21 protein-coding genes and 1 pseudogene are annotated in these 22,520 nt (G+C 65.2%); 7 read left to right on the top strand and 15 right to left on the bottom strand.

The features are described 5' to 3' along the window. Nucleotides 1-69: 69 nt before the first annotated feature. The 3 genes from nrdR to QO014_RS02755 form a co-directional block, all read right to left on the bottom strand. Complete coding sequence (nrdR, locus tag QO014_RS02765) at nt 70-546, bottom strand: transcriptional regulator NrdR (protein ID WP_266347113.1); 477 nt, start codon at nt 544-546, stop codon at nt 70-72. 14 nt (nt 547-560) lie between these two features. Then, on the bottom strand, nt 561-1,862 hold the full coding sequence (glyA, locus tag QO014_RS02760; protein WP_266347775.1) for a serine hydroxymethyltransferase: 1,302 nt from the start codon (nt 1,860-1,862) through the stop codon (nt 561-563). Between the two features lie 189 nt (nt 1,863-2,051). Then, nucleotides 2,052-3,356 carry a L,D-transpeptidase family protein gene (locus QO014_RS02755; protein WP_266347112.1) on the bottom strand — a complete coding sequence of 435 codons (1,305 nt, stop codon included), beginning with the start codon at nt 3,354-3,356 and terminating at the stop codon, nt 2,052-2,054. Between the two features lie 370 nt (nt 3,357-3,726). Here QO014_RS02755 and QO014_RS02750 point away from each other — a divergent pair, with 370 nt between their 5' ends. After that, nucleotides 3,727-4,494 (top strand): LOG family protein, encoded by a 768-nt coding sequence (locus tag QO014_RS02750; protein WP_266347111.1) that lies wholly within the window; start codon nt 3,727-3,729, stop codon nt 4,492-4,494. A gap of 18 nt (nt 4,495-4,512) precedes the next feature. On the opposite strand, the gene lhgD is transcribed toward QO014_RS02750, so the two are convergent. Then, nucleotides 4,513-5,694, bottom strand: coding sequence for an L-2-hydroxyglutarate dehydrogenase (gene lhgD / locus QO014_RS02745; protein WP_266347110.1), 1,182 nt, complete (start codon nt 5,692-5,694; stop codon nt 4,513-4,515). A 189-nt stretch (nt 5,695-5,883) separates the two neighbouring features. Then, nucleotides 5,884-6,222 carry a hypothetical protein gene (locus tag QO014_RS02740; RefSeq protein ID WP_266347109.1) on the bottom strand — a complete coding sequence of 113 codons (339 nt, stop codon included), beginning with the start codon at nt 6,220-6,222 and terminating at the stop codon, nt 5,884-5,886. A 203-nt stretch (nt 6,223-6,425) separates the two neighbouring features. Between QO014_RS02740 and QO014_RS02735 the strand changes: the two genes are divergently transcribed. Beyond that, nucleotides 6,426-6,998 (top strand): DUF1697 domain-containing protein, encoded by a 573-nt coding sequence (locus QO014_RS02735; protein WP_266347108.1) that lies wholly within the window; start codon nt 6,426-6,428, stop codon nt 6,996-6,998. Between the two features lie 131 nt (nt 6,999-7,129). After that, nucleotides 7,130-7,921, top strand: a complete 792-nt coding sequence (locus QO014_RS02730; protein WP_266347107.1) for a DUF2189 domain-containing protein — start codon at nt 7,130-7,132, stop codon at nt 7,919-7,921. 6 nt (nt 7,922-7,927) lie between these two features. On the opposite strand, the gene QO014_RS02725 is transcribed toward QO014_RS02730, so the two are convergent. After that, nucleotides 7,928-8,515, bottom strand: a complete 588-nt coding sequence (locus QO014_RS02725; RefSeq protein WP_266347106.1) for a hypothetical protein — start codon at nt 8,513-8,515, stop codon at nt 7,928-7,930. Between the two features lie 307 nt (nt 8,516-8,822). On the opposite strand from QO014_RS02725, the gene QO014_RS02720 reads away from it, so the two are divergent. From QO014_RS02720 to QO014_RS02710, 3 genes are all read left to right on the top strand, one after another. Beyond that, a complete protein-coding gene (locus QO014_RS02720) occupies nt 8,823-8,975 on the top strand; it encodes a DUF1127 domain-containing protein (RefSeq protein WP_370877074.1) in 153 nt (50 codons plus the stop codon). 196 nt (nt 8,976-9,171) lie between these two features. Next, nucleotides 9,172-10,578, top strand: a complete 1,407-nt coding sequence (gene trmFO, locus QO014_RS02715; protein WP_266347105.1) for a methylenetetrahydrofolate--tRNA-(uracil(54)-C(5))-methyltransferase (FADH(2)-oxidizing) TrmFO — start codon at nt 9,172-9,174, stop codon at nt 10,576-10,578. A gap of 156 nt (nt 10,579-10,734) precedes the next feature. After that, nucleotides 10,735-12,489: a B12-binding domain-containing radical SAM protein gene (locus QO014_RS02710; RefSeq protein ID WP_266347104.1), complete on the top strand. Its 1,755-nt coding sequence runs from the start codon at nt 10,735-10,737 to the stop codon at nt 12,487-12,489. Between the two features lie 205 nt (nt 12,490-12,694). Here the strand turns inward: QO014_RS02710 and QO014_RS02705 are convergent, their stop codons facing one another. From QO014_RS02705 to yajC, 5 genes are all read right to left on the bottom strand, one after another. Next, on the bottom strand, nt 12,695-13,537 hold the full coding sequence (locus tag QO014_RS02705) for a phytoene/squalene synthase family protein (protein WP_266347103.1): 843 nt from the start codon (nt 13,535-13,537) through the stop codon (nt 12,695-12,697). 106 nt (nt 13,538-13,643) lie between these two features. Then, nucleotides 13,644-14,045, bottom strand: coding sequence for an Mth938-like domain-containing protein (locus QO014_RS02700; protein WP_266347102.1), 402 nt, complete (start codon nt 14,043-14,045; stop codon nt 13,644-13,646). Nucleotides 14,046-14,051: 6 nt separating this feature from the next. After that, nucleotides 14,052-14,996 (bottom strand): protein translocase subunit SecF, encoded by a 945-nt coding sequence (gene secF / locus QO014_RS02695; protein ID WP_266347101.1) that lies wholly within the window; start codon nt 14,994-14,996, stop codon nt 14,052-14,054. Nucleotides 14,997-15,016: 20 nt separating this feature from the next. Further along, a complete protein-coding gene (gene secD / locus QO014_RS02690; RefSeq protein WP_266347100.1) occupies nt 15,017-16,624 on the bottom strand; it encodes a protein translocase subunit SecD in 1,608 nt (535 codons plus the stop codon). Between the two features lie 56 nt (nt 16,625-16,680). After that, on the bottom strand, nt 16,681-17,019 hold the full coding sequence (yajC, locus tag QO014_RS02685; protein ID WP_266347099.1) for a preprotein translocase subunit YajC: 339 nt from the start codon (nt 17,017-17,019) through the stop codon (nt 16,681-16,683). 213 nt (nt 17,020-17,232) lie between these two features. Between yajC and QO014_RS02680 the strand changes: the two genes are divergently transcribed. Then, nucleotides 17,233-18,117 carry an ATP-binding protein gene (locus QO014_RS02680; RefSeq protein WP_266347098.1) on the top strand — a complete coding sequence of 295 codons (885 nt, stop codon included), beginning with the start codon at nt 17,233-17,235 and terminating at the stop codon, nt 18,115-18,117. A 72-nt stretch (nt 18,118-18,189) separates the two neighbouring features. On the opposite strand, the gene QO014_RS02675 is transcribed toward QO014_RS02680, so the two are convergent. From QO014_RS02675 to serS, 4 genes and pseudogenes are all read right to left on the bottom strand, one after another. Next, nucleotides 18,190-19,605, bottom strand: coding sequence for a peptidoglycan DD-metalloendopeptidase family protein (locus tag QO014_RS02675; protein ID WP_266347097.1), 1,416 nt, complete (start codon nt 19,603-19,605; stop codon nt 18,190-18,192). Between the two features lie 201 nt (nt 19,606-19,806). Continuing rightward, on the bottom strand, nt 19,807-20,499 hold the full coding sequence (locus QO014_RS02670; protein ID WP_266347096.1) for a protein-L-isoaspartate(D-aspartate) O-methyltransferase: 693 nt from the start codon (nt 20,497-20,499) through the stop codon (nt 19,807-19,809). A 77-nt stretch (nt 20,500-20,576) separates the two neighbouring features. After that, nucleotides 20,577-21,335, bottom strand: coding sequence for a 5'/3'-nucleotidase SurE (surE, locus tag QO014_RS02665; RefSeq protein ID WP_266347095.1), 759 nt, complete (start codon nt 21,333-21,335; stop codon nt 20,577-20,579). 210 nt (nt 21,336-21,545) lie between these two features. Continuing rightward, a pseudogene (gene serS / locus QO014_RS24625) lies at nt 21,546-22,160 on the bottom strand (serine--tRNA ligase); the annotation flags it as partial. Between the last annotated feature and the right edge of the window lie 360 nt (nt 22,161-22,520).

Below are 22,520 nucleotides of genomic sequence, written 5' to 3'. Positions count from 1 at the left end.
ATCCCGCACTCTAGCCTGCTTCGCGGACGCACGGAATTCATCGCCGGGTGCACGGCGCCACGGCCACCTTCAGCGCGGCTCGTCCTCGACGCCGTCCTGCGTCGAAAGCTCGTGCAGGACCGCCGAGAAATCCTTGGCCTCGCGGAAATTCCGGTAGACGGAGGCGAAGCGCACATAGGCAACATCGTCGAGGCCCTTCAGCCCCTCCATGACGAGCACGCCGATCTGCTCGGCCGTGATCTCGCTTTCGCCGCTCGATTCGAGCTGGCGGACGACGCCGTTCACCATGCGCTCGATCCGGTCCGGATCGACCGGCCGCTTCCGAAGCGCCACCTGGACCGACCGCATCAGCTTGTCGCGATCGAAAGGAACGCGCCGGCCGCTCTTCTTCAGAACGGTCAGTTCACGGAGCTGGATGCGCTCGAAGGTCGTGAAGCGACCGCCGCAGACCGAGCAGACGCGACGGCGCCGGATGGACGTATTGTCCTCCGACGGCCGCGAATCCTTGACCTGGGTGTCGTCGCTTCCGCAATAGGGACAGCGCATCGGCGGCCCCGACCCTACGAGTAGATCGGGAAGCGCGCGGTCAGAGCGTGGACACGCTCCTTGACCGAGGCTTCGACGAGCGGTGCCGATCCGTCTTCCGACTGCGATACCGCGCCGAGCACCTCGGCGATCAGGCGGCCGACCTCCTGGAATTCGGCAACGCCGAAGCCGCGCGTGGTGGCCGCCGGCGTGCCGAGTCGGATGCCCGAGGTCACGAACGGCTTCTCCGGATCATAGGGAATGCCGTTTTTGTTGCAGGTGAGGCCGGCGCGGACGAGCGCCTTCTCGGAGACGTTGCCCTTGACCTGCTTCGGCCGCAGGTCGACCAGCATGAGATGATTGTCGGTGCCGCCCGAGACGATGTCGAAGCCGGCGCTCTTCAGCGTTTCCGCAAGCGCACGCGCATTTTCCACCACGTTCTTCGCGTAGACCTTGAAGTCCGGGCGCAGCGCCTCGCCAAAGGCGACGGCCTTGGCGGCGATGACATGCATCAGCGGCCCGCCCTGGAGGCCGGGGAAAACGGCCGAGTTGATCTTCTTGGCGATCGCCTCGTCATTGGTCAGGATCATGCCGCCTCGCGGGCCGCGCAGCGACTTGTGCGTCGTCGTGGTCACCACATGGGCGTGCGGCAGCGGCGAGGGATGCTGGCCGCCGGCCACGAGACCGGCAAAATGCGCCATGTCGACCATGAGATAGGCGCCGACCGAATCGGCGATCTCGCGGAAGCGCTTGAAATCCCAGATGCGCGAATAGGCGGTGCCACCGGCGATGATCAGCTTCGGCTTCGCCTCCTCGGCAATGCGCTGGATCTCCTCATAGTCGAGCAACTGGTCGTCGCGGCGCACGCCATAGGGCGCCACCTTGAACCACTTGCCGGACATGTTGACCGAGGAGCCGTGCGTCAGGTGGCCGCCGGCCGCGAGATCGAGGCCCATGAACGTGTCGCCCGGCTGCAGCAGCGCGAGGAACACGGCCTGATTCATCTGGCTGCCGGAATTCGGCTGCACATTGGCGAATTCGCAGCCGAACAGCTTCTTGGCCCGCTCGATCGCCAGCGTCTCGGCGATATCGACGAACTCGCAGCCGCCATAATAGCGCTTGCCCGGATAACCCTCGGCATATTTGTTCGTCATGACCGAACCCTGCGCCTCGAGAACGGCGCGGGAGACAATGTTTTCCGAGGCGATCAGCTCGATCTCGTGCTGCTGGCGACCGAGCTCCTTGGCGATCGCGTCCGCGATCTCCGGGTCGGCCTCGGCGAGGCTCTTTGAGAAGAAGTCTGACGTCGAGGAGGCGCGTGCGGCGCTTTCGATCATGGACATGGGCGATCCGTCCTATGTGGTGGAACCGGGGGCGTCTTGAAGGCGGCGCGCCGCTCCGGATCGAGGCGGGAGTACCATATGGTGGGGTGCACGCCAACAAAAAGCACAGGGATAGGCGCTCAAAAACGGAAACGCCGCCCCGGACGAGCCGGAACGGCGCTGAAATCCGCCATGCGGCCCGCTTTACTGCAGCGCGATCTGACCGATGCCGTCGCGATTGTAGATGTCGTTGCGGAAATGGACGACGCCGTCGCTCATCGCCCAGGCGGTGACGTACTGGAAATAGACCGGCACTTCCGGCTTCACGGCGACATCCAGCGTCTCGCCGGTGCGGAACATGTCGTCGATGCGCTCGCGGGGCCAGGCGGGATCGTTCTGCAGCAGCCAGGCGATCACCTGGCGGATGTTCTGCACGCGCACGCAGCCCGACGAATCGAAGCGCTCTTCCGAGGCAAAGAGGCTCTTCTCCGGCGTATCGTGCATGTAGACTTCGTACTGGTTCAGGAAGTTGAGCTTGACCGTGCCCAGCGAATTGAACGAGCCCGGATCCTGCTTGAAGGTGTAGCCCTTGGTCGCCTGGTCCGTGGTCCAGTCGATCGCCGTCGGCGGCACTTCCTGACCCTGCGGATCGTAGATGCGGATGTGCTTCTTCTCCAGATAGTCGGGCTGCTTCTGCATCAGGGGAATCAGATCCTTCCTGATGATCGAGGCAGGGACGGTCCAGAACGGGTTGAAGCGGATCTGGTAGATCTTGCTGGCGAGGATCGGCGTCTCGCGCTCGATCCGGCCGACGACGGCGGTATGGCGCGACACGACGCGCGTGCCCTCGACGACCTCGACGGCAGCAGCCGGAATATTGACCATCACATAGCGATCGCCCAGGAAACCCGACATGGAGCGCAGGCGCACCAGATTGGTCTGCAACTGGCCGAGCCTGACGGCCGCCGTGATGTTCATCGCCACCACGGTCGAGCGGCCGAGCACGCCATCGGCCGGCAGGCCATGGCGGGCCTGGAAGCGGCGCACCGCCGCATCGACATAGGAATCATAGGTTTCGGACTGGCCGAGGCCATCGGCGAGATCGCCCGAGACGATCAGGCGCTGGCGCAGCACCACGACGCTCGGATCACGCATGCCGAGGCTGAGCTTCTTGTCGCCCGGGACGACCGGCCAGCCGCCGCGCGAGACGATATCGGTGTAGCGCTGGATGGCGAGTTCGACTGCCGCGGCGGTATCGGGCGAGAGAATCGGCGCCAGCGTGCGAACGGAAGCGGCGCCGCTCGATGCTGCGTCGAAGCCGTCCGACCACTGGTCGATGCTGCCCTGCAGCGCCTGCGCGATCGGGTCGTCACTGCCGGCCGCCATCGCCGCCAGCGGCATCGCGACCGTCGCCATCGCCGAGGCGGCGACCGTGCCCATGATCGATCGCAGCGCACCGCGCCGCGACATCGTCCGGTTGAGGAGTAGAGTTCTGTTGGATCCGCTCATCGCGACACGTCTCAAGGCTCGATCAATTCGGGAGCGTCGCGGCCAAGACCACGCCCCGCCTCACATGGCAACGACCATCCGGCCGCACCGCCCGTGGCGCGAATGACGGCTCCTCCACCGCTCCGCGCCCTACTCCCCTGCCCGCGGAGACTATACGGAAACGGCCAGGTCACCCCAGGTCGAAACGACCCAAGCCTTGGTTTTCACGGCAGTATGGCGCTTTCATGTCACGGTCCCGACGGCGGGCCGGACTGGCGCCATCCCGAGAATCGGGCAACAGGGTTACCGAAAGATTGACGCCGCCGATGATGCGCACCACCTCGCCGTGTCGCAGACGGGAACGCCGCCAGGACAGGACCGAAAGACCGAAATGACCACGCAATCCGACAACGCCGCCCAGCTTGCCTCGCCTTCCTACCGTCTGCCGGCGCTGGACCAGGACTTCCTGCTCGGTGATTCGATGCGCGGTGTCCGCTTCCTGCTCGAATATGCCAAGGCGGAGGAGGCGCTGCGCCGCTGGGGGGTGCGTTCGACTGTCGTCGTCTTTGGCTCGGCGCGCAGCCGCGAGGCGGGCTCGCATAATGGCCGGCGCTGGTATGAAGAGGCCCGCACCGTCGGGCGGATCGTGTCCGAGCGCGGCGGCGCCCTCATCAACAACGGCTCGTTTCGCGACAATGTGATCGCGACCGGCGGCGGCCCGGGCATCATGGAAGCTGCGAATCGCGGCGCCTGTGATGCCGGCGCCCCTTCCATCGGCTTCAACATCACCCTGAAGCACGAGCAGCAGCCCAACGCCTACTCGACCCCGGAACTGACGTTCCAGTTCCACTATTTCGCGATGCGCAAGATGCATCTCGCCATGCGCGCCAATGCGCTCATCGTGTTTCCCGGCGGCTTCGGCACCTTCGACGAACTGTTCGAGATCCTGACGCTGCGCCAGACCCAGAAGGCGCCGCCGATCCCGATCGTGCTGTTCGACCAGGCCTATTGGCGCCGCGTGATCAATTTCGACGCCCTTGTCGAGGAGGGCATGATCGATGCCTCGGAACTGAAGCTGTTCGATTTCGCCGAGGACGCGGAAGAGGTGTGGAGGCTGCTGGCCGCCGGCGGTGTCGGCCCGCATCGGGCCGGCACCTGACCGCGCCTGGCAGACGGCTCAGAACATCCGGTCCGCGATCATCTCGCCGATCGGCAGCGCCGAGGTCGCGGCCGGCGACGGTGCGTTCAGCACATGCAGCATGCGGTCGGTGTCGGCGAAGAGAAAGTCGTGCACCAGCGCCCCGTCGCGCAGCACGGCCTGCGCACGGATGCCGGCCGGATAGGGTTTGAGGTCGGCGACCGTCAGCGTCGGGCAATATTTGCGGCACTCTTCCAGATAGCCCGACTTTCGCAGCGAATTGCGCATTTCGGTCAGGCCCGAGCGCCAATTGGCCTTCAGCACCCGCCAGAACCCGGGAAAGGCCGCCATGTCGGCCATGTCGCGCAGATCGAGCGAGAAGCGCGGATAACCCTCGCGCGCCAGACCCAGCACCGCATTCGGGCCGACGGTGACGCGCCCGTCGATCATGCGCGTCAAGTGGATGCCGAGAAAGGGCAGGTCCGGATCGGGGATCGGGTAGATCAGATGACGGACAATCTGGTTGAGCGCGTCCGGCAGCACGTAATATTCGCCGCGGAAGGGTATGATGCGATGCGCGATATCGAGGCCGGCGAGCCGGGCGATCCGGTCCGATTGCAGGCCGGCGCAGGCGATGAGCCGTGCACCGAGGACAGCGCCCGCCGCCGTATCCACCTCGACTTGGCCCGGCGTCTCGCGAATGGCGGTCGCGGCCCGGCCGAGCGCGATCGTCGCGCCCTTGGCCCGCGCTTCCGTTACAAGCGCGCGGCAGATCTGGCGGTAATCGACGATCGCGGTCGATTCGACCAGAAGCGCGCCGAGGCCGACAATGGCGGGCTCGCGCTCGCCCAGTTCCGATGCAGAGAGGCGCTGGACAGCAATACCGTTCACGCCCGCGCGCACGGCGAGATCGCCCATGCGCGCCAGCTCGGCTTCGTTGGTGGCGACGAGGAGCTTGCCGCATTGGTCGAAGGGGATGTCGTGCTCGCGGCAGAATGCCTTGGTCGCCTCGGCGCCTTCGCGACAGAGCCGCGCTTTCAGGCTGCCCGGCGCATAATAGACGCCGGCATGAATGACGCCGCTATTGTGACCGGTCTGGTGCTGGCCGACCTGATCTTCCTTCTCGAGAAGGATGATGCGCGCATCGGGCTGGCGGCGCTGAAGCGCCCGCACGGTGGCGAGTCCCACGATCCCGCCGCCAATGACGATGAAGTCGTACACGCCGATCCCCTGCCCTGATGCCCAGCCGCACGCGGCAGCGTAGAATGGCAGAAGGCACTCCACCAGAGAGGAGACCGAGCGTTCAAGCCGGCTCACGACCGGGGCGGGTCGTCGCTCGGATCGTGTGCCGGCATGCGCGGATCAAACCGGGCGCGTTCGTTGCGCCCGGCGATCAGCGCTTCCGGCGGATCAGTAGCGCGCCTGACGGCGGAACTGCTCGGCGGTAGCAGCGGCCTGCGAGGCCGGAACCAGCACATAGCCACGCTGGCTCATGCAGCTCTCGGCGGCGCGGAGCGCGGCATTGTCGCCCGGCTGCTGCACGCAGGCGGCGCGATCGGCGGCGAACTGGTCGGCGAGCGCGGGGTTGGCGCGTCCACTCTGCCCATCCGTCCTGACCCAGGCGAGCGGCTCGTTATCGGTCATGCGCGGCGCGGGTGCCGTCGAATAACCGGGCGGCGGGCTGGTCTGACAGCCCGCGAGGCCGGCGGCGGCGGCGAGGACGATCAGGATCGGAAGGGAGTGCTTCATAGGGGCAATTTCTCTCGACTTGGCGCTTCGTATGAGCGTCAACGCCCGACGCAACGATTCGGCAACACGAAAAGTTTAGCAGCAACCGGCAGGCGAGGCGACCAACGCGGTGCGTATTCGTCCGCCGTGGCACAAAAGTGACGATCGGGCTCGACGTCCCGTACAAATGTCCGGCTAATCTGGCACGGGACAGGGGGGAAAGCATGACCACTTATGTCGCCCTGCTCTACAGCATCATCCTCGGCGGCGGCCGAAGGGTCGTCATGGCCGACCTCAAGGCCATGGCCAAGACGCTCGGCCTCGGCGCGCCGCGCACGCTGGTCGCGACCGGCAATCTCGTCTTCGAGGCCGAAGCGACGACGGAGCGCCGGATTGAGGACGCTCTGGAAGCACGCTTCGCGCAGACATTCGGCCGTCACGTCGACATCATCGTCCGCAGCGCCTCCGACTGGCATCGGCTTGTCGAGGCCAATCCCTTTCCCGAGGCATCGCGCACCATGCCGAGCCAGGTCATCGCGCGGGTCGGTCGGGCGCCAATCCGTCCCGATGCCCTCACCTTCCTGGAACCCTATGCGACGCAGGGCGAGCGCATTGCCATCGCGGGCGATGATCTCTGGGTGCATTTTCCCGCCCAGCCCAGCCAGTCACGCCTGCTCGGCGTCCTGACGCCGACACGGCTCGGCGGCGTCGGAACGCTGCGCAACTGGAACACGATCCGCGGGCTCGGCGCGCTGGCGGGCGCGCAGGCCACGGCCCATCCCGACGTGCAGAATTGATTCGTTCCCGCGCCGCAATTTGATATGATCCACCCATTGGCATTGCGGCGCCCGAGGCCCCGACGAACAGCCGATGTTGATGGGCCATGCGCGCCCCGATCGCCGGATGCGGCGTTTCAGGGAGGACACTCATGGCGCTGTCCAATGTCATTACCGGTTCAGACGCGGCGCGTCCGGCGCCAGCCGTGCGCCGCATCGACGACGGTGATCTTGCCGCCGCGCTTCGCGAGGGCTGGGAGGATTTCTCAGCCATGCCGAGCCATGCGGTGTTTCTGGTCCTGATCTATCCGGTCGTCGGCCTGCTGCTCGGCCGCCTGGTCTATGGCGCGGAAATCCTGCCGTTGCTCTTTCCGCTGATGGCGGGTTTCGCGCTGATCGGCCCCTTGGCTGCGCTCGGCCTCTACGAGCTGTCGCGGCGGCGTGAGCGTGGCCTCGATACGGCCGCCTATCATGCGCTGGCGATCCGGCATTCGCCGTCCTTCGGCGCGATCCTTGCGCTCGGCCTGATCCTGATGGTGGTGTTCCTGTGCTGGATCGCCGTTGCGCAATCGATCTATGTCGCCGCCTTCGGCTACGCGCCGGCCGCCTCGATCCCCGATTTCCTCGGCCGCGTCTTCGGCACGCCGCAGGGTCGCTGGATGATCCTCGTGGGCAACCTTGTCGGCTTCCTGTTCGCGCTCTTCGTCCTGACGGTCAGCGTCGTATCATTCCCGCTGCTGCTCGATCGCGACGTGGGCGCCGGCGTGGCGGTGCTGACGTCGATCCGCGCGGTCGCCGCCAATCCCGGGCCCATGGCGCTCTGGGGCCTGATCGTCGCGACCTCGCTCGTGCTCGGATCGATCCCGTTCTTCCTCGGACTCGCGATCGTCATGCCAGTGCTCGGCCACGCGACATGGCATCTCTATCGCAAGGTCGTGGTCTGAGGCCGCTCAGTCCGCCCGGCCGCCGCGCTTCTTCCATTCGGAGAGCGGCATGATGTCCGGCGGCTCGGCATTGGCGCGGACCCAGCTATCCACGACCCAGGCACGGCCCGACTTGATCTCGACGATCGTCGCCGTGTTGTGCGGATAGCGGCCATCGATCAGGAAGCCGCGATTGGCCGGCCGCCCGGCCCGGTGATGGACGAGCCAGCCGCGCGCATCGATCAGTTGCAGCAGCGTCGTCGTATTCTCGGTCTCGTCGACGCAGTCGATCTCGGAGAGCGGCGTGAACAGGGTGTAGACGTCCTTGGCGCCGTCATTCGACGTGCCGGTCTGGGCGCCGGCCTTGCGCTCATACCACTGGTCGGCCTTGGAAATCGCGGCGCGCTCGGCCTCGGGGCTCTTGCGCCCCGCCGCCAGGATCCGCTTCAACTGCACCATATCGCCGGACGAAAAGACGACGGGCGAGCGCATCTTGCAGCCGAAACCGTGGCAATAGCGGATCTTGGCCGGGGCGATCGTCTCGGCCGAGGCGGAAACCGGCGCGGCGGTGGCAAGGGCGATCATCGCGACGCCGAGCAATATCCTCAGATGCATGTCTTTCTCCGAATGGGCCGGCATCCTGAAGCATTCGGCCGTGACGCGAAACAGGGCGCGGCCCGGCTTCCACGGCGAAAGGGCGTCGCATGGCTCTTTTCGGCGGGATCAAGGCGGGTCGAAGGCTCTTTTATGTTGCGACGCAATATTGTAACGCAGCGCAATGTTGCTCTGCATCATGCGCAGGCCAGCCATGCGATTTTTCGGAGTGCTCAACTTCGATCATTTTCCATACATTCCAATCAACAAAGGGCGCCGGTCGAAAGACCCTCGGTTCGCCCAAGGTTTAGGAATGAAGGAAACGATCATGGCCGTGAATTTGTATGCTTCATACAAGAACTGGCGCAAATATCGTGAGACCTATAGCGAGTTGATGCGCCTTTCGAACCGCGAGCTCACCGATCTCGGTATTGTTCGCGCCGACGTCAATCGCGTCGCCCGGCAGGCTGCCGGTTACTGATTTCAAGAATTCGTCGGGGCACGAACCTCCTCCCTCGTTCCCTGCGATATGGCGGTAAGCGAACCTCCTCCCTCGCTGAACGCCTCCATAGAGAAACGCCCGTCGACCTCCTCCCCGACGGGCGTTTTTCATTTTGGGCCCTGCCCATCGGTCCGCCGGGTTGTCGGCGCACGCGCGGCGCCATAATGTCCGCGCCATGACACACAAGCCCATCCATATCGTCGGCGGCGGCCTCGCCGGTTCTGAAGCAGCCTGGCAGATCGCCCGCCGCGGCATTCCCGTCGTGCTGCATGAAATGCGCCCCGTGCGCGGCACCGACGCCCACAAGACCGACGGCCTCGCCGAACTGGTCTGCTCCAACTCCTTCCGCTCGGATGATGCCGACGCCAATGCCGTCGGGCTGCTGCATGCCGAGATGCGCATGGCGGATTCGCTGATCATGCGCACGGGCGATGCTCATCAGGTGCCGGCCGGCGGCGCGCTCGCCGTCGATCGCGAGGGCTTCTCGCAGGCCGTCACGAGCGCGCTCGAGGATCATCCGCTGGTGACGATCGAGCGGAGCGAGGTCGATGCGCTGCCGCCCGAGGATTGGGACAGCGTCATCATCGCGACCGGTCCCCTCACCTCGCCGGCCTTGTCCGATGCCATTCGCGGCCTGACCGGCGTCGATTCCCTCGCCTTCTTCGATGCCATCGCCCCGATCGTCTATTTCGATTCGATCGACATGGAGATCGCCTGGTTCCAGTCGCGCTACGACAAGGTCGGGCCGGGCGGCACGGGCGCCGATTACATCAACTGTCCGATGACGGAGGCCGAATATAACGCCTTCGTCGACGCGATCCTCGCCGGCGACAAGACCGACTTCAAGGAATGGGAAGCCTCGACGCCCTATTTCGACGGCTGCCTGCCGATCGAGATCATGGCCTCGCGCGGCCGCGAGACGCTGCGCTTCGGCCCGATGAAGCCCGTGGGGCTCACCAATCCGAAGGATCCGCTGGTCAAGCCCTATGCGATCGTCCAGCTCCGGCAGGATAATGCGCTCGGCACGCTCTACAACATCGTCGGTTTCCAGACGAAGCTGAAATATGGCGCGCAGACCGATGTGCTGCGCATGATCCCGGGCCTGCAGAACGCCCAATTCGCGCGGCTCGGCGGCCTGCACCGCAACACCTTCCTGAATTCGCCGGAGCTGCTCGATCCGACGCTTAGGTTGAAGGCGATGCCGCGCCTGCGCTTCGCAGGCCAGATCACGGGCTGCGAGGGCTATGTCGAATCGGCCTCGATCGGCCTGCTCGCGGGCCGCTTCGCCGCCGCCGAACGCCTCGGCGAGGCGCCGAGCCTGCCCCCGGCCACCACCGCCTTCGGCGCGCTGCTCGGCCATATCACCGGCGGCCACATAGCGGGCGAAGAGGGCGGCGTGCGCTCCTTCCAGCCGATGAACGTCAATTTCGGGCTGTTCCCGCCGGTCGAGGTCCCCAAGGTTCCCGGCAAGCGCCTGCGCGGACCGGAAAAGGCGCTGGCCAAGAAGCACGCGCTGACGGCCCGTGCCCGAGCGGACGCAGCGATCTGGCTGAACGGGACCACGCTTGCGGCCGCCGAATAGGCGTCGGACGCACGCTTCTCGCGCAATATTCCGAACTGTTCGAGACCAGGTTGCCGCCGGGCCAGCTATTTCGTAAGCTCAGATCGAGCCCGCCGATATTCGGCCGGCCCGATCTGAGGGTTGCGCAATGCTGCTCCCACGTGAATCGGTGTCGTTGTGAGCCGGACCTTCAATCTGGTCCTGATCAAGCCGTCGCATTATGACGATCGTGGGTATGTGATCCGATGGTATCGCTCGATGATCCCATCGAATTCTTTGGCGTCACTTTTCGGCCTCGCGGTCGACTGTGAAGCGCGCAAGATACTCGGCCCCGACACGACCATCGCCATCAGCGCGATCGACGAGACCAACACCCGCGTCGATCTCGGCGGCATCATCAAGAGCTTCCGCGACAACGGCAATTTCGGGCTTGTCGGCCTGATCGGTGTCCAGTCCAACCAGTATCCGCGCGCGCTCGACCTCGCCCGTCCGCTGCGCGCCGCCGGCATTCCCGTCGCGATCGGCGGCTTCCATGTCTCGGGCTGCCTCGCCATGCTGCCCGACCTTCATGTCGACCTGCAGGACGCGCTCGACCTCGGCGTATCGCTCTTTGCCGGCGAGGCGGAGGGCCGGCTCGACCAGGTTCTGATCGATGCGGCAGCGGGAACGCTGCATCCGCTCTACAACCACATGGCCGACCTGCCGAGCGTCGAGGGCACGCCGCCGCCCTATCTGCCGGCGAGCTATGTTTCGCGCACGCTAGGCGGCAATGCGAGCTTCGACGCCGGCCGCGGCTGCCCGTTCCAGTGCTCCTTCTGCACCATCATCAATGTCCAGGGCCGCAAGTCGCGCCGCCGTTCGCCCGACGATGTCGAGAAGCTGATCCGCGACAATCTGAGGGAAGGCATCCACAACTACTTCATCACCGACGACAATTTCGCCCGCAACAAGGACTGGGAGATCATCCTCGACCGGATCATCGCGCTGCGCGAGCGCGAGGGGCTGAAGATCGGCCTGATGATCCAGGTCGACACGCTCTGCCACAAGATCCCGAACTTCATCGAGAAATGCCGCCGCGCCGGCGTGTCGCGCGTCTTCATCGGGCTCGAGAACATCAATCCCGACAACCTGATGGCGGCGAAGAAGCGGCAGAACAAGATCACCGAATATCGCCGCATGCTGCTCGCCTGGAAGCACCAGGGCATCATCACCTATGCTGGCTATATCCTCGGCTTCCCGAGCGACACGCCCGAGACGATCCGGCGCGACATCGGCATCATCCAGCGCGAATTGCCGCTCGATATCCTCGAATTCTTCTTCCTGACGCCCCTGCCCGGCTCGGAGGATCACCAGACCCTCTTCCGCAAGGGCGTCCCCATGGATGCTGATCTCAACAAATACGATCTCGAACATGCCGTGACCGCCCATGAACGCATGAGCCAGACGGAGTGGGAGGGCATCTATCGCGACGCGTGGTCGCTCTATTACACGCCCGAGCACATGGTGACGGTCCTGCGCCGCGCCGCGGCGACCGGCGTGAAGACCTTCAGCATATTGAAGCTGCTGCTCTGGTTCTCGACCTCGGTCGAGCTGGAGGGCGTCCATCCGCTGCAGGGCGGCGTGCTGCGTTTCAAGGACAGGCTCGACCGGCGCCCGGGCCTGCCGATCGAGCCGGCGCTGCTGTTCTATCCGCGCGAGATCTGGTCGAGCATCGCACGGACCGCGCGGCTGCTTGGCCTCGGCTTCAAGCTCAACATGGCGCGCCGCAAGATCGAGGCCGACCCGAACCGCCGCGCCTATATGGACCAGGCGCTATCGCCGGTCGCCGATGACGAGACCGAGACGCTGGAAATCTTCAACCAGAACGACGCCGCCCGCGGCGCCGTCCGCCACGCGCACACTATCGACGTGCTGACGCACGGGGCGGCATAGGAAGCAGCGTTTCCGCAAGGGGCTTGGCGTCCGCAGGAATCTCGGCGTGTGCGGGCCGCCCTTCCCCTCTCCCGCTTGCGGGGGAGGCCGGGAGGGGGCTTGCAGGCAAGACTCTCGACGGGCTGCGCTCACCCGACCCGCCCCCCTCTCCAGCTCTCCCCCGCTGCGCGGGAGAGAGGGTAGGCTTGGCGTCTATGTCGGAAGTTCAGATCTTGCCGCGCCGGGCTGCGCGCCAGAGGGTCCATTGCGTGCGCCATTGCGGCCGGTCGAGCACGGTGCGGAACGGGTCGTAGTCGCGGCGGTCCATCTGTTTCAGCAGCGGCTCGACGAGCGCGACCGGCAGGAAGGCGGGTAGCAGAGCCGGGTCGGCTTCGGCGAGCAGGCGGCGCGCAATATCCAGATGACGGCGCGCAATCTGGCGCAGTTCGGTGAGCAGCCGCAGCAGTTCGGGCGTGGTGCGGCCGCTGAAGATATCGTCGGCCAGCACGCCATGCTTCGCCATCAGGTCGGCCGGCAGATAGAGCTGCTGTCGCCTGGCGTGGAAGGGCAGCGCCCGCATCAGTGCGGCGAGCGCCTGGGCCACGCCGGCATGGCCGGCGGCATCGGCGGTGCCCGGATCGCGACCGCCGGCCAGGATTACCGCGCCGCACTGGATCAGCGCCGAACTGGTTTCCCCGGCATAGCCTTCGAGATCGCCAAGACTGGGCATCGGGTCGTTGTAGAGATCGAAGATGCGCGCCGCGATCAGATTGTCGAAGGCGGCGCGCGGCAGATGGTTGAGGCCGATCGTCTCCAGCAGCGCCGCTGCGACCGGATGACCGGCTATCTCGCCACTGCCCTGCCCGGCGACCACGTCGCGCCACCATTGCAGGCGAATTTCGCCCGGCATCGGCTCGCTGACCAGTTCGCGGACGCGCGATATTTCGAGGTTGAAGGCATGGAGGGCGAAGAGATAGCGCCGCTTCTCCTCAGGCGCGAACAGATCGGCCCAGAACCGATCCGCATCATGGGCGCGAACCTCGTCGGCGCAGAAGGCAAACACATCCATGGGACGAGCCTCGGCTTCAGGACGTTGCATCGGTCGTCATGACGATGAGCGCCCTCTTCACTTCTCTTGACGCAGCCAGCCGAAGTCGGCCAGCGCGCGGGGCGATCTAGGAGAACGCGATCAGCGCGGCCGCCACGGGGCGGGCCTCGGAAAGCAGGATGTTGTAGGTCCTGATCGCCGGGCCGGTGCCCATGACCTCGACGCCGATGCCCTGCTCGCGCAGCGCCTGGCGCAGCGCGGCCGGTATGACCCCGATGTCGCGGCCACAGCCAATGACGAGCACGTCGATCTTGTCGGCTTCGGCGAAGACACGCGCCAGCGTCTGTTCGTCGATATCGGCGACACTCGCGAGCGGCCAGCCATAGATGCCGCTCGGCACCGAAAGCAGCGAGCCGGCATGCGACATGCCGGCAAAGCTGAAGGTGCCCTCACCATAGGCGTCGACCGGGGCCTGCAGCGGATTGTGCTGGTCACGAACCTCGACAGGCGGCCGCGAGAACAGCGCCATATCCGCCTATGCCTTCCCGGCCGCTTCCGCGTCCGCGTCCTGCTTCTTCGTCATCGTATCCTGACGAAGGCCGAAATAGATCAGGATTGGTGCCGCGACGCAGATCGAGGAGAAAATCGCCGCGATCACGCCGAAGATCATGGCGAGCGTGAAGGCCTGGATGACCTCGCCGCCGAAGAAATAGAGCGAGAGCAGCGCGATCAGGGTCGTCATCGTGGTGATGACGGTTCGGCCGAGCATGTCGTTGATGGCGCGGTCGATCAGGTCGCCAAGCGGGATCTTCTTGTATTTTCGCAGCGTTTCGCGAATTCGGTCATAGACCACGACGGTGTCGTTCAGCGAATAGCCGACCGTCGTCAGGATCGCAGCGAGCGAGGTCAGATTGAACTCGTGCTGCGTCACGACATAGAAGCCGAACGTCATCACGACCACGTTGGCGGCCGAGATGATACTGCCGGCCGCGAACTGCCATTCGAAGCGGAACCAGACATAGACCGCGATGGCCGCGAAGGTCACGATCATGGCGAGCGCGCCATTATAGGCGAGTTCGCCCGAGACACGCGGGCCGACAATGTCGATCCGGCGGAACTCCGCCTGATCGGTGAGCGCGGTGCGGATCTTGCCGATCGCCTCCTGCTGCGCCACCTCGCCGCCGGCCTGCTGGCCCATGCGGATCAGCACGTCATTGGCGGCGCCGATCGTCTGCACCTGCACGTCGCCGAGGCCGAGGCCACCCAGCGTCGAGCGGAGCTTGCCCAGATCCGGCTCGGCATCCTTGGTCTGGATCTCGATGACCGTGCCGCCGAGGAAGTCGATGCCGTAATTCGGGCCGATCGCGATGAACAGCACGATCGACATGATGGAGAGGAACGCCGCGATCGGGAACGTCCAGCGCCGCATGCGCATGAACGGGATCTTGGTGTTGTCGGGTACGAAGCGAAGATGGCGCATGGGTTTGGTCCTCGCTTCGCTCAGAGCGTGATCTTGGTCGGACGCCGCCAGCGAACCCACATCGCGACCAGGAGGCGCGTGAAGGTGAAGGCGGTGAACATGGTGGTGGCGACGCCGATGGCGTGCGTCACGGCGAAGCCGCGGATCGGACCGGAGCCGAGATAGAACAGCACGATGGCCGCGATCAGGGTGGTCACATTCGCGTCGAGAATGGTGCCGAGCGCGCGATGGAAGCCCGCATCGATCGATGCGATGGCCGATCGCCCTTGTCGGTACTCCTCTCGAATGCGCTCATAGATCAGCACGTTGGAATCCACCGCCGTGCCGACCGTGATGATCACGCCGGCGATACCGGGCAGAGACAGCGTGGCGCCGAGGATCGTCACGATCGAGAAGATCAGGATGACGTTCACGATCACGGCGATGTTAGCGATCCAGCCGAGCACGCCATAGGTCGCCACCATGAAAGCGCAGACGGCCACGGTCGCGATGATCGACGCGATCTTGCCGGCGCGAATGGAGTCGGCGCCGAGGCCCGGTCCGATGCTGCGTTCCTCGACGATGGTCAGCTTGGCGGGCAGCGAGCCGGCGCGCAGCAGGATCGCGAGGTCGTTGGCCGACTGGATCGAGAAGCTGCCGCTGATCTGGCCGGAGCCGCCGAGGATCGGCTCGCGGATGACGGGCGCCGAAATCACCTTGTCGTCGAGCACGATGGCGAAGGCGCGATTGACGTTCTTCTGCGTGACGTCGCCGAAGGTGCGCGCACCACCGGTCGTCAGGCGGAAGGAGACGACGGGCTCGTTGGAGCGCTGGTCGAAGGTGGCCTGCGCATCCGTCAGGTCTTCACCCGTCAGAAGCGGCGCCTCTTCCAGCACATAGGACGGACCGCCCGCCTCGACCGCCGGCACGACGATGGTGCCGGGCTTGCGCGTCTGGTCGGTCTGGCCAGGGGGAAGCGTGCTGTCGACGAGATGGAAAGTCAGCTGCGCCGTCTGACCGACGAGGCTCTTCAGGCGTTCGGGATCACCGAGGCCCGGCGCCTCGACGAGGATGCGATCCTCGCCCTGGCGCTGGATCGACGGCTCGACCGTGCCGAGCTGGTCGACGCGGCGGGCGATGACCTCGATCGACTGGTCGACGATCGAGCGCACGCGCTGGGCAAGCCCGGCGTCGGTATAGGTCATCTGGACGAGCCCATCCGAGCCGACATTCAGGTCGAACTCATTGATGGCCGTGCCGCCCAGAACGGAATTGGTCAGCGGATTACGCAGCGGATCGAGGCGCTTACGCACTTCGTCGAGCTGCGTCAGGTCGCGAATGCGGAGCTGGACGCCCTGGCCCTGCACGCCGAGGCCGGAATAGCCGATGCGCGGCTCTTCCAGCATCGCCTTGCGGATTTCACCCACCAGCGTGCGCAGGCGCTTCTGCACATAGTCCTGCTTATCCACCTCGTAGAGGAGATAGGCGCCACCCTGGAGATCCAGGCCGAGCACCATTTGCCGCTTGGGCACCCAGCTCGGCCAGGAATCGACGGTTTCCTTGGAGAAAAGATTGGGAAGAGCGAGCAGGATCCCGACGAGCACGGTGCCCAGGATCGCGATCATCTTCCAGCGGGTGAAGTGCAGCATGGAAACCGTTCCAGTCGCTTTCGGCCGTTCGATCGGCCGTTATTTGGAGAGAAGGATTATTCGCCTTCCTTGACCGGCTCGCCCTTCGAGCGAACATCGGCAATCGCTGCACGAGAGACGCGCACACGCACGCCTTCGGCGACTTCGAGAAGGACTTCGGACTCGTCGACAACCTTGTTGATCTTGCCGATGAGGCCACCGGTCAGGACGATCGTGTCGCCGCGGCGCACGTTCTTGATCATTTCCTGGTGCTGCTTCGCCTTCTGGCGCTGCGGGCGAATCATCAGGAACCACATGATCGCGAAAACGAAGATGAAGGGGACGAACTGGATCAGAAGGTCCGTGCCACCTGGCGCGGCGCCGGCTGCCTGGGCAAAGGCGGGAGTAATGAACATCGTCTAGGTCCTATGGTCAGCAGAGCCCGTTCGGGCTCGTCGGTAAAAGCGCGTCGTTTGGCGCCGGCCCTCACACATAGGCAGAGACTACGGCTCACGAAACGGCGCGGACTATAGCGGCGCCGCAACCCTTTGCAAATGCCGCCTCCCGCGTGATACCGCAAGGCGCCTTATCGATCAGTCCCGCCATACATGCCAAGGAGTGAACGCGCCATGGCCGATCTGGACCTGAAGCCGCTCACCGACCGACTCGACCGCTTGATCGCCCTGATCGAGCGCGCCGTACCGCCGCCCCGCCCTGCCATCAATGTCGATCTCGCCGATGCCTTCGTCTGGCATGCGGCATCCGGCTCGCTGCAGCCGGTGGCGAAGGTCAACCGCGTCGAGATGATGCTGCTCAAGGGCGTCGATCGCGTCCGCGACATCCTCGTCGAGAATACCGAGCGCTTCGCACGCGGCCTGCCGGCCAACAATGTGCTGCTCTGGGGCGCGCGCGGCATGGGCAAGAGCTCGCTCGTCAAGGCCGCCCATGCCACGGTCAACCAGAACCCGTCTGCGCTGCCGGGCGGCCACGCCATGAAGCTGATCGAGATCCATCGCGAGGACATCGACAGCCTGCCGGAGTTGATGACGATCGTGCGCGGGATCGACCGCCGCTTCATCCTGTTTTGCGACGACCTTTCCTTCGACAATGACGATACGTCCTACAAGTCGCTGAAGGCGGCGCTGGATGGCGGCGTGGAGGGAAGGCCGGCCAATGTCGTGTTCTATGCGACGTCGAACCGCAGGCACCTTCTGCCGCGCGACATGATGGAGAACGAGCGCTCGACGGCGATCAACCCGCATGAGGCGGTCGAGGAGAAGGTTTCGCTCTCGGATCGCTTCGGGCTCTGGCTCGGTTTCCACAAATGCAGCCAGGACGACTATCTCGCCATGGTGCTCGGTTACGCGGAGCATTTCGGGCTCGATATCGCGCCGGAGACGCTTCAGGCCGAAGCGCTCGAATGGTCGACGACGCGCGGCGCCCGTTCGGGCCGTGTGGCCTGGCAATATGTGCAGGATCTGGCGGGACGACTTGGGGTCGCCCTTGCGGACTGAAGCCGTCCCGCCAGTTAGTTGATCAGCCGTTTATCACGAGAAACTAGGGGAGGCCGATCAGTTCTTTCTTGGTCAACCCTGAAGGTAATCGAGCGGATTGACCGGCTTGGAGCCCTTGCGGAGCTCGAAGTGAAGCTGCGGCGCGCTGACCGAACCTGACGTTCCGGCGCGCGAGATGATCTGGCCGCGGCGAACCGTATCGCCGCGATTGACCAAGATCTGGCTGTTATGGGCATAGGCCGAGACCCAGCCATCGGCATGGCGGATCAGCACGAGGTTGCCATAGCCCTCGAGTTCGTTGCCGGCATAGATGACCGTGCCGGCCTCGACGGCCTTGATCGAGGTGCCCTCGGGCACGGCGAGGTTGATGCCGTCATTCTTCTCGCCGGTCGGCGATGAGCCGAACGAACCGATGATGCGGCCACGAACTGGCCAGCGGAACGAGGTGCCGTTGGCAGAGCCCGGATCGGCAGCCGCCGCAGCAGCGGAGGGCGGATCCGGCGGCGCGTAGGCGACCGGCTTTGCGGCCTCCGCATCGGCGGCGGGCTTGGCGATCGAGGCGACCTTGTCGGGACCGCCCTCGGGCGTCGCGGCAAGATTACCCTGAGCGGGTGCTGCCGGCGTATTCGACGCCAGCGGGTTCTTGTTCGGATCCTCGCCGGCCGGGGTCTCCTCGCGGCGGGTCGGCTCGGGGCGCAACGCCACCGCCTCGCCCGGCGCGTGGCCCGGAATCTTCATCTTCTGCCCGCTCTTGACCTGGTAGGTCGCCGAGACATTGTTGGCTGCGGCGAGATCCTTGGTCGAGACGTTGTAGAGGCGGGCGATCGAGGACAGCGTCTGTCCCGGCGCGACCGTGTGCAGGCCGTTCAACGGCGTGTCCGCCGGAGCCTTCACCTCATTGGCCGTCGCCGCGACCTTCATCGTCGCCGACTGGGCCTGCTGCTGCGCGCCGCCGACCGCATAGGTCGGGATCACGATGCGCGTGCCGGTCGTGACGGCCGAGGGATCGGCGATGTTGTTGGCCTTGGCGAGTTCCTTGACCGGGACGCCATAGCGGCGCGACACGGTCGACAGCGTCTCGCCAGCCGCCAGCGTGATCGTCGTGCCGCCTGCCGTCTCCCAGCCGCCGGGGCGCGCCGAAGCGGCGACCACAGGCGCAGTCAGCGGGACGCTGGAGGCGGCCGATGCGACGGCGCCGGGAATGGGCTGCGCATTATAGGGCTGCTGCGAAGGCTGCGACGATGCGACACCGGGGAGCAGCGTCGACTGACCGCCGGGGGGCGGCAGATCGGAACGCTGCACCGATGTCGGCGGCGTATAGGGCACCGGCTGCGGCATAGGCTGATCGCCGCCGATGATCTGCTTCTGGTTCGCCGTACTGCCTGTGAAAGCCGGAATGCCGAATCGCGACGCATCGGCGCTGCACGCTGCGGTCAGGCCGCCCAGCAAGGCGATCACGGCAACCTGGCTCAGAGAACGGGACCGCAAGGAAAGAACGTTTCTACGCATCGGGGTTATACTCGCGACGCCACACCACACATGACGCGAATAGACACCGGTAACGTTTATAAACGCTTAAGCGGACCCGCAGAGCCTGTGGATTCTCCAAGAAACGCCGCTGGATAGCCACAGGCTGAATCCGCGCGGGGCGTGGTCGAACCGCCTCGCCAATGAGGCTTTCGGCCAGTTCTAGAGTCGCGCCGCCTTGCCGGGGATAAGGGGAACGACGCGGACGGGACAAATGGGCGTCGCGACCAGATTGCGGTCGACCCGCTCGAAGCGCGTCATGGTCTGCAGCCCATCGGCCGGCCCGATCGGCATGACCAATATGCCGTTGGTCGAGAGCTGCTCGATGAGCGCCTTGGGCACCGCTTCCGCCGAAGCCGTCACGACGATCTTGTCGAACGGCCCCTTCTCCGCCCAGCCATATGTACCATCGGCGAAGATCGAGGTGATGTTGTCGGCGCCGATGGTCTCGAAGCGCGATTGCGCCGCCATCACGAGTGTCCGGAAACGATCGACGGTATAGACGCGGCGGACGAGCAGCGAGAGGACGGCGGACAGATAGCCCGTGCCGGTGCCGATCTCGAGCAGCCGGTCGCGTGGCGTCGGCGCCAGCGCCTGGATTGCCCGCGCGGCGAGCAGCGGCGGCGTGTTCATCTGGCCGCAATCGATCGGCTGAGCGCGGTCGGAGAAGAGCGGGCCATAACCGGCCTCGACGCCGAGGAACAGCGTGCGCGGCACGGTTTCCAGCGCCGCCAGCAGCTTGCGATCCACGATGCCGAGTTGCCGCACATGCAGCAGAAACTCGGCTATCGGAATGAAGCTGCCATCATCGGCGTCGTCGACCGCCGGGAAATACTGAACCGCACCGAGTGCCATACGCAACACGCCCTCGCCTAATCGTGGCTAGTCATGCGGCATCTTTGGTAAACGGCGTGTTAGGACGCGCCGCCGCTTCAGCCAAACAGCGTCGAAAGCGCCGCGACTTCATCATGCGCCGTCATGTCGAGGCGAAGCGGCGTGACGGTGACGAAGCCCTTGGACAGCGCCTCGACATCGCTGCCGACCGCGATCTCCTCGACCGGGCGCTGATATTTCAGCCAGAAATAGGGATTGCTGCGGCCGTCCAGCCGCTCGTCGATCGTGAGGCCATGGCCGACGGCCGCCTGCGGCGCGACCTTGATCCCCACGACCTGATCGACCGGAACGGTCGGGAAGTTCACATTGTAGAGGATGCCGTGCGGGCAGCCATGGGCGATCAGCTTGCGCAGGATATCGGGCGCGAGCGCCTCGGCCGTCTCCCACGGGATCTCCTTGCGGCCATCAATGCGCTGGAAGGCCTGGCTGACGGCGATCGACGGAATGCCGAGCAGCGTGCCCTCGATGGCGGCTGCGACCGTGCCGGAATAGAGCACGTCGTCGCCGGCATTCTTGCCGGCATTGACGCCGGAAAGGATCAGGTCCGGCTTCTCGCCGATCACCTTGCGCACGGCCATGATCACGCAATCCGTCGGCGTGCCGCGAACGGCGAAGGCCTGCTCGTCGACCTGACGCAGGCGCAGCGGGTCGTTCATCGTCAGCGAATGGGCGAGGCCCGACTGGTCGGTCTCGGGCGCGACGATCCAGACGTCGTCGCTGAGCGTCCGCGCGATCCTGTGCAGGACCTCGAGGCCCGGCGCATGGATGCCGTCATCATTGGTGATCAGGATGCGCATGAATTTGCCTTCGCTCCGACGAGTTGAACGCGATCCAAACCCTCCCCCTCGAGGGAGGGTCAAAACCGCGCAGCGGTTTTGGGGAGGGGGCTTCTTTCCGGCGGACGAGAACGCTTCGGCGTCGCCGAAGCTACCCCCTCCCCGAAAACGCCGAGGCGTTTTCGGCCCTCCCTCTAGGGGAGGGCTTACGCCGCGCCGGCGCGCCTATCCCTACACCCCGATCTTCTCCAGCCCGCCCATATAGGGCTGCAGCGCCGACGGCACCGTGACGCTGCCATCCTCGTTCTGGTAGTTCTCAAGCACCGCGATCAGCGCGCGGCCGACTGCCGTGCCGGAGCCGTTCAGCGTATGGACGAAGCGCGTGCCCTTGCCCTCGACCGGGCGATAGCGCGCATCCATGCGCCGAGCCTGGAAATCGCCGCAGACCGAGACGGAGGAAATCTCGCGATAGGCTTTCTGGCCCGGCAACCAGACTTCGATGTCATAAGTCTTCTGCGAGCCGAAACCCATGTCGCCGGTGCAGAGCGTCACGACGCGATAATGCAGGTCGAGCCGCTTCAGCACTTCCTCGGCGCAGGAGAGCATGCGCTCATGCTCGCCGATCGAAGTCTCCGGCGTTGTGATCGAGACCAGCTCGACCTTATTGAACTGATGCTGCCGCAGCATGCCGCGCGTATCGCGCCCGGCGGAGCCCGCTTCCGAACGGAAGCACGGCGTCAGCGCAGTGAAGCGCAGCGGCAGTTCCTTCTCGTCGAGAATGGATTCGCGGATGAGGTTGGTGAGCGGGACTTCGGCGGTGGGGATGAGCCAGTGTTGATCTAGGACCGGGCCCTCAGGGATCGCCGCACCAACGATCGTGGTGCTAGGGCCAACCTGTGCGCGGGCCAGATCAATATTCCGCTCGTACTGCTCTTGCCATGAAACGCCGCGATAGACGCTAAAGAGATCGTCTTTGAATTTAGGTAGCTGACCCGTACCGAACAGTGCAGGGTCCTTCACCAATAGCGGCGGCTGGACTTCCAGATAGCCGTGTTGATTGGTGTGCAGGTCGAGCATGAACTGGCCGATCGCGCGTTCCATCCGCGCCATCTGGCCCTTCAGTACGACGAAGCGGCTGCCGGAGAGTTTCGCCGCCGTCTCGAAATCCATCAGCTTCGCGGAAACGCCGATTTCAAAGTGCTCCTT

The organism is Kaistia dalseonensis (assembly GCF_030814715.1).
Classification (GTDB): domain Bacteria; phylum Pseudomonadota; class Alphaproteobacteria; order Rhizobiales; family Kaistiaceae; genus Kaistia; species Kaistia dalseonensis.
This window is presented reverse-complemented; position numbering and strand designations above follow the sequence as displayed.

Excerpts from the sequence above, each read along its gene's own strand:
- nrdR (WP_266347113.1), bottom strand. The coding sequence starts at position 546 with ATGCGCTGTCCCTATTGCGGAAGCGACGACACCCAGGTCAAGGATTCG.
- glyA (WP_266347775.1), bottom strand. The coding sequence starts at position 1,862 with ATGATCGAAAGCGCCGCACGCGCCTCCTCGACGTCAGACTTCTTCTCA.
- QO014_RS02755 (WP_266347112.1), bottom strand. The coding sequence starts at position 3,356 with ATGAGCGGATCCAACAGAACTCTACTCCTCAACCGGACGATGTCGCGG.
- QO014_RS02750 (WP_266347111.1), top strand. The coding sequence starts at position 3,727 with ATGACCACGCAATCCGACAACGCCGCCCAGCTTGCCTCGCCTTCCTAC.
- QO014_RS02740 (WP_266347109.1), bottom strand. The coding sequence starts at position 6,222 with ATGAAGCACTCCCTTCCGATCCTGATCGTCCTCGCCGCCGCCGCCGGC.
- QO014_RS02735 (WP_266347108.1), top strand. The coding sequence starts at position 6,426 with ATGACCACTTATGTCGCCCTGCTCTACAGCATCATCCTCGGCGGCGGC.
- QO014_RS02730 (WP_266347107.1), top strand. The coding sequence starts at position 7,130 with ATGGCGCTGTCCAATGTCATTACCGGTTCAGACGCGGCGCGTCCGGCG.
- QO014_RS02725 (WP_266347106.1), bottom strand. The coding sequence starts at position 8,515 with ATGCATCTGAGGATATTGCTCGGCGTCGCGATGATCGCCCTTGCCACC.
- QO014_RS02720 (WP_370877074.1), top strand. The coding sequence starts at position 8,823 with ATGGCCGTGAATTTGTATGCTTCATACAAGAACTGGCGCAAATATCGT.
- trmFO (WP_266347105.1), top strand. The coding sequence starts at position 9,172 with ATGACACACAAGCCCATCCATATCGTCGGCGGCGGCCTCGCCGGTTCT.
- QO014_RS02705 (WP_266347103.1), bottom strand. The coding sequence starts at position 13,537 with ATGGATGTGTTTGCCTTCTGCGCCGACGAGGTTCGCGCCCATGATGCG.
- QO014_RS02700 (WP_266347102.1), bottom strand. The coding sequence starts at position 14,045 with ATGGCGCTGTTCTCGCGGCCGCCTGTCGAGGTTCGTGACCAGCACAAT.
- secF (WP_266347101.1), bottom strand. The coding sequence starts at position 14,996 with ATGCGCCATCTTCGCTTCGTACCCGACAACACCAAGATCCCGTTCATG.
- secD (WP_266347100.1), bottom strand. The coding sequence starts at position 16,624 with ATGCTGCACTTCACCCGCTGGAAGATGATCGCGATCCTGGGCACCGTG.
- yajC (WP_266347099.1), bottom strand. The coding sequence starts at position 17,019 with ATGTTCATTACTCCCGCCTTTGCCCAGGCAGCCGGCGCCGCGCCAGGT.
- QO014_RS02680 (WP_266347098.1), top strand. The coding sequence starts at position 17,233 with ATGGCCGATCTGGACCTGAAGCCGCTCACCGACCGACTCGACCGCTTG.
- QO014_RS02670 (WP_266347096.1), bottom strand. The coding sequence starts at position 20,499 with ATGGCACTCGGTGCGGTTCAGTATTTCCCGGCGGTCGACGACGCCGAT.
- surE (WP_266347095.1), bottom strand. The coding sequence starts at position 21,335 with ATGCGCATCCTGATCACCAATGATGACGGCATCCATGCGCCGGGCCTC.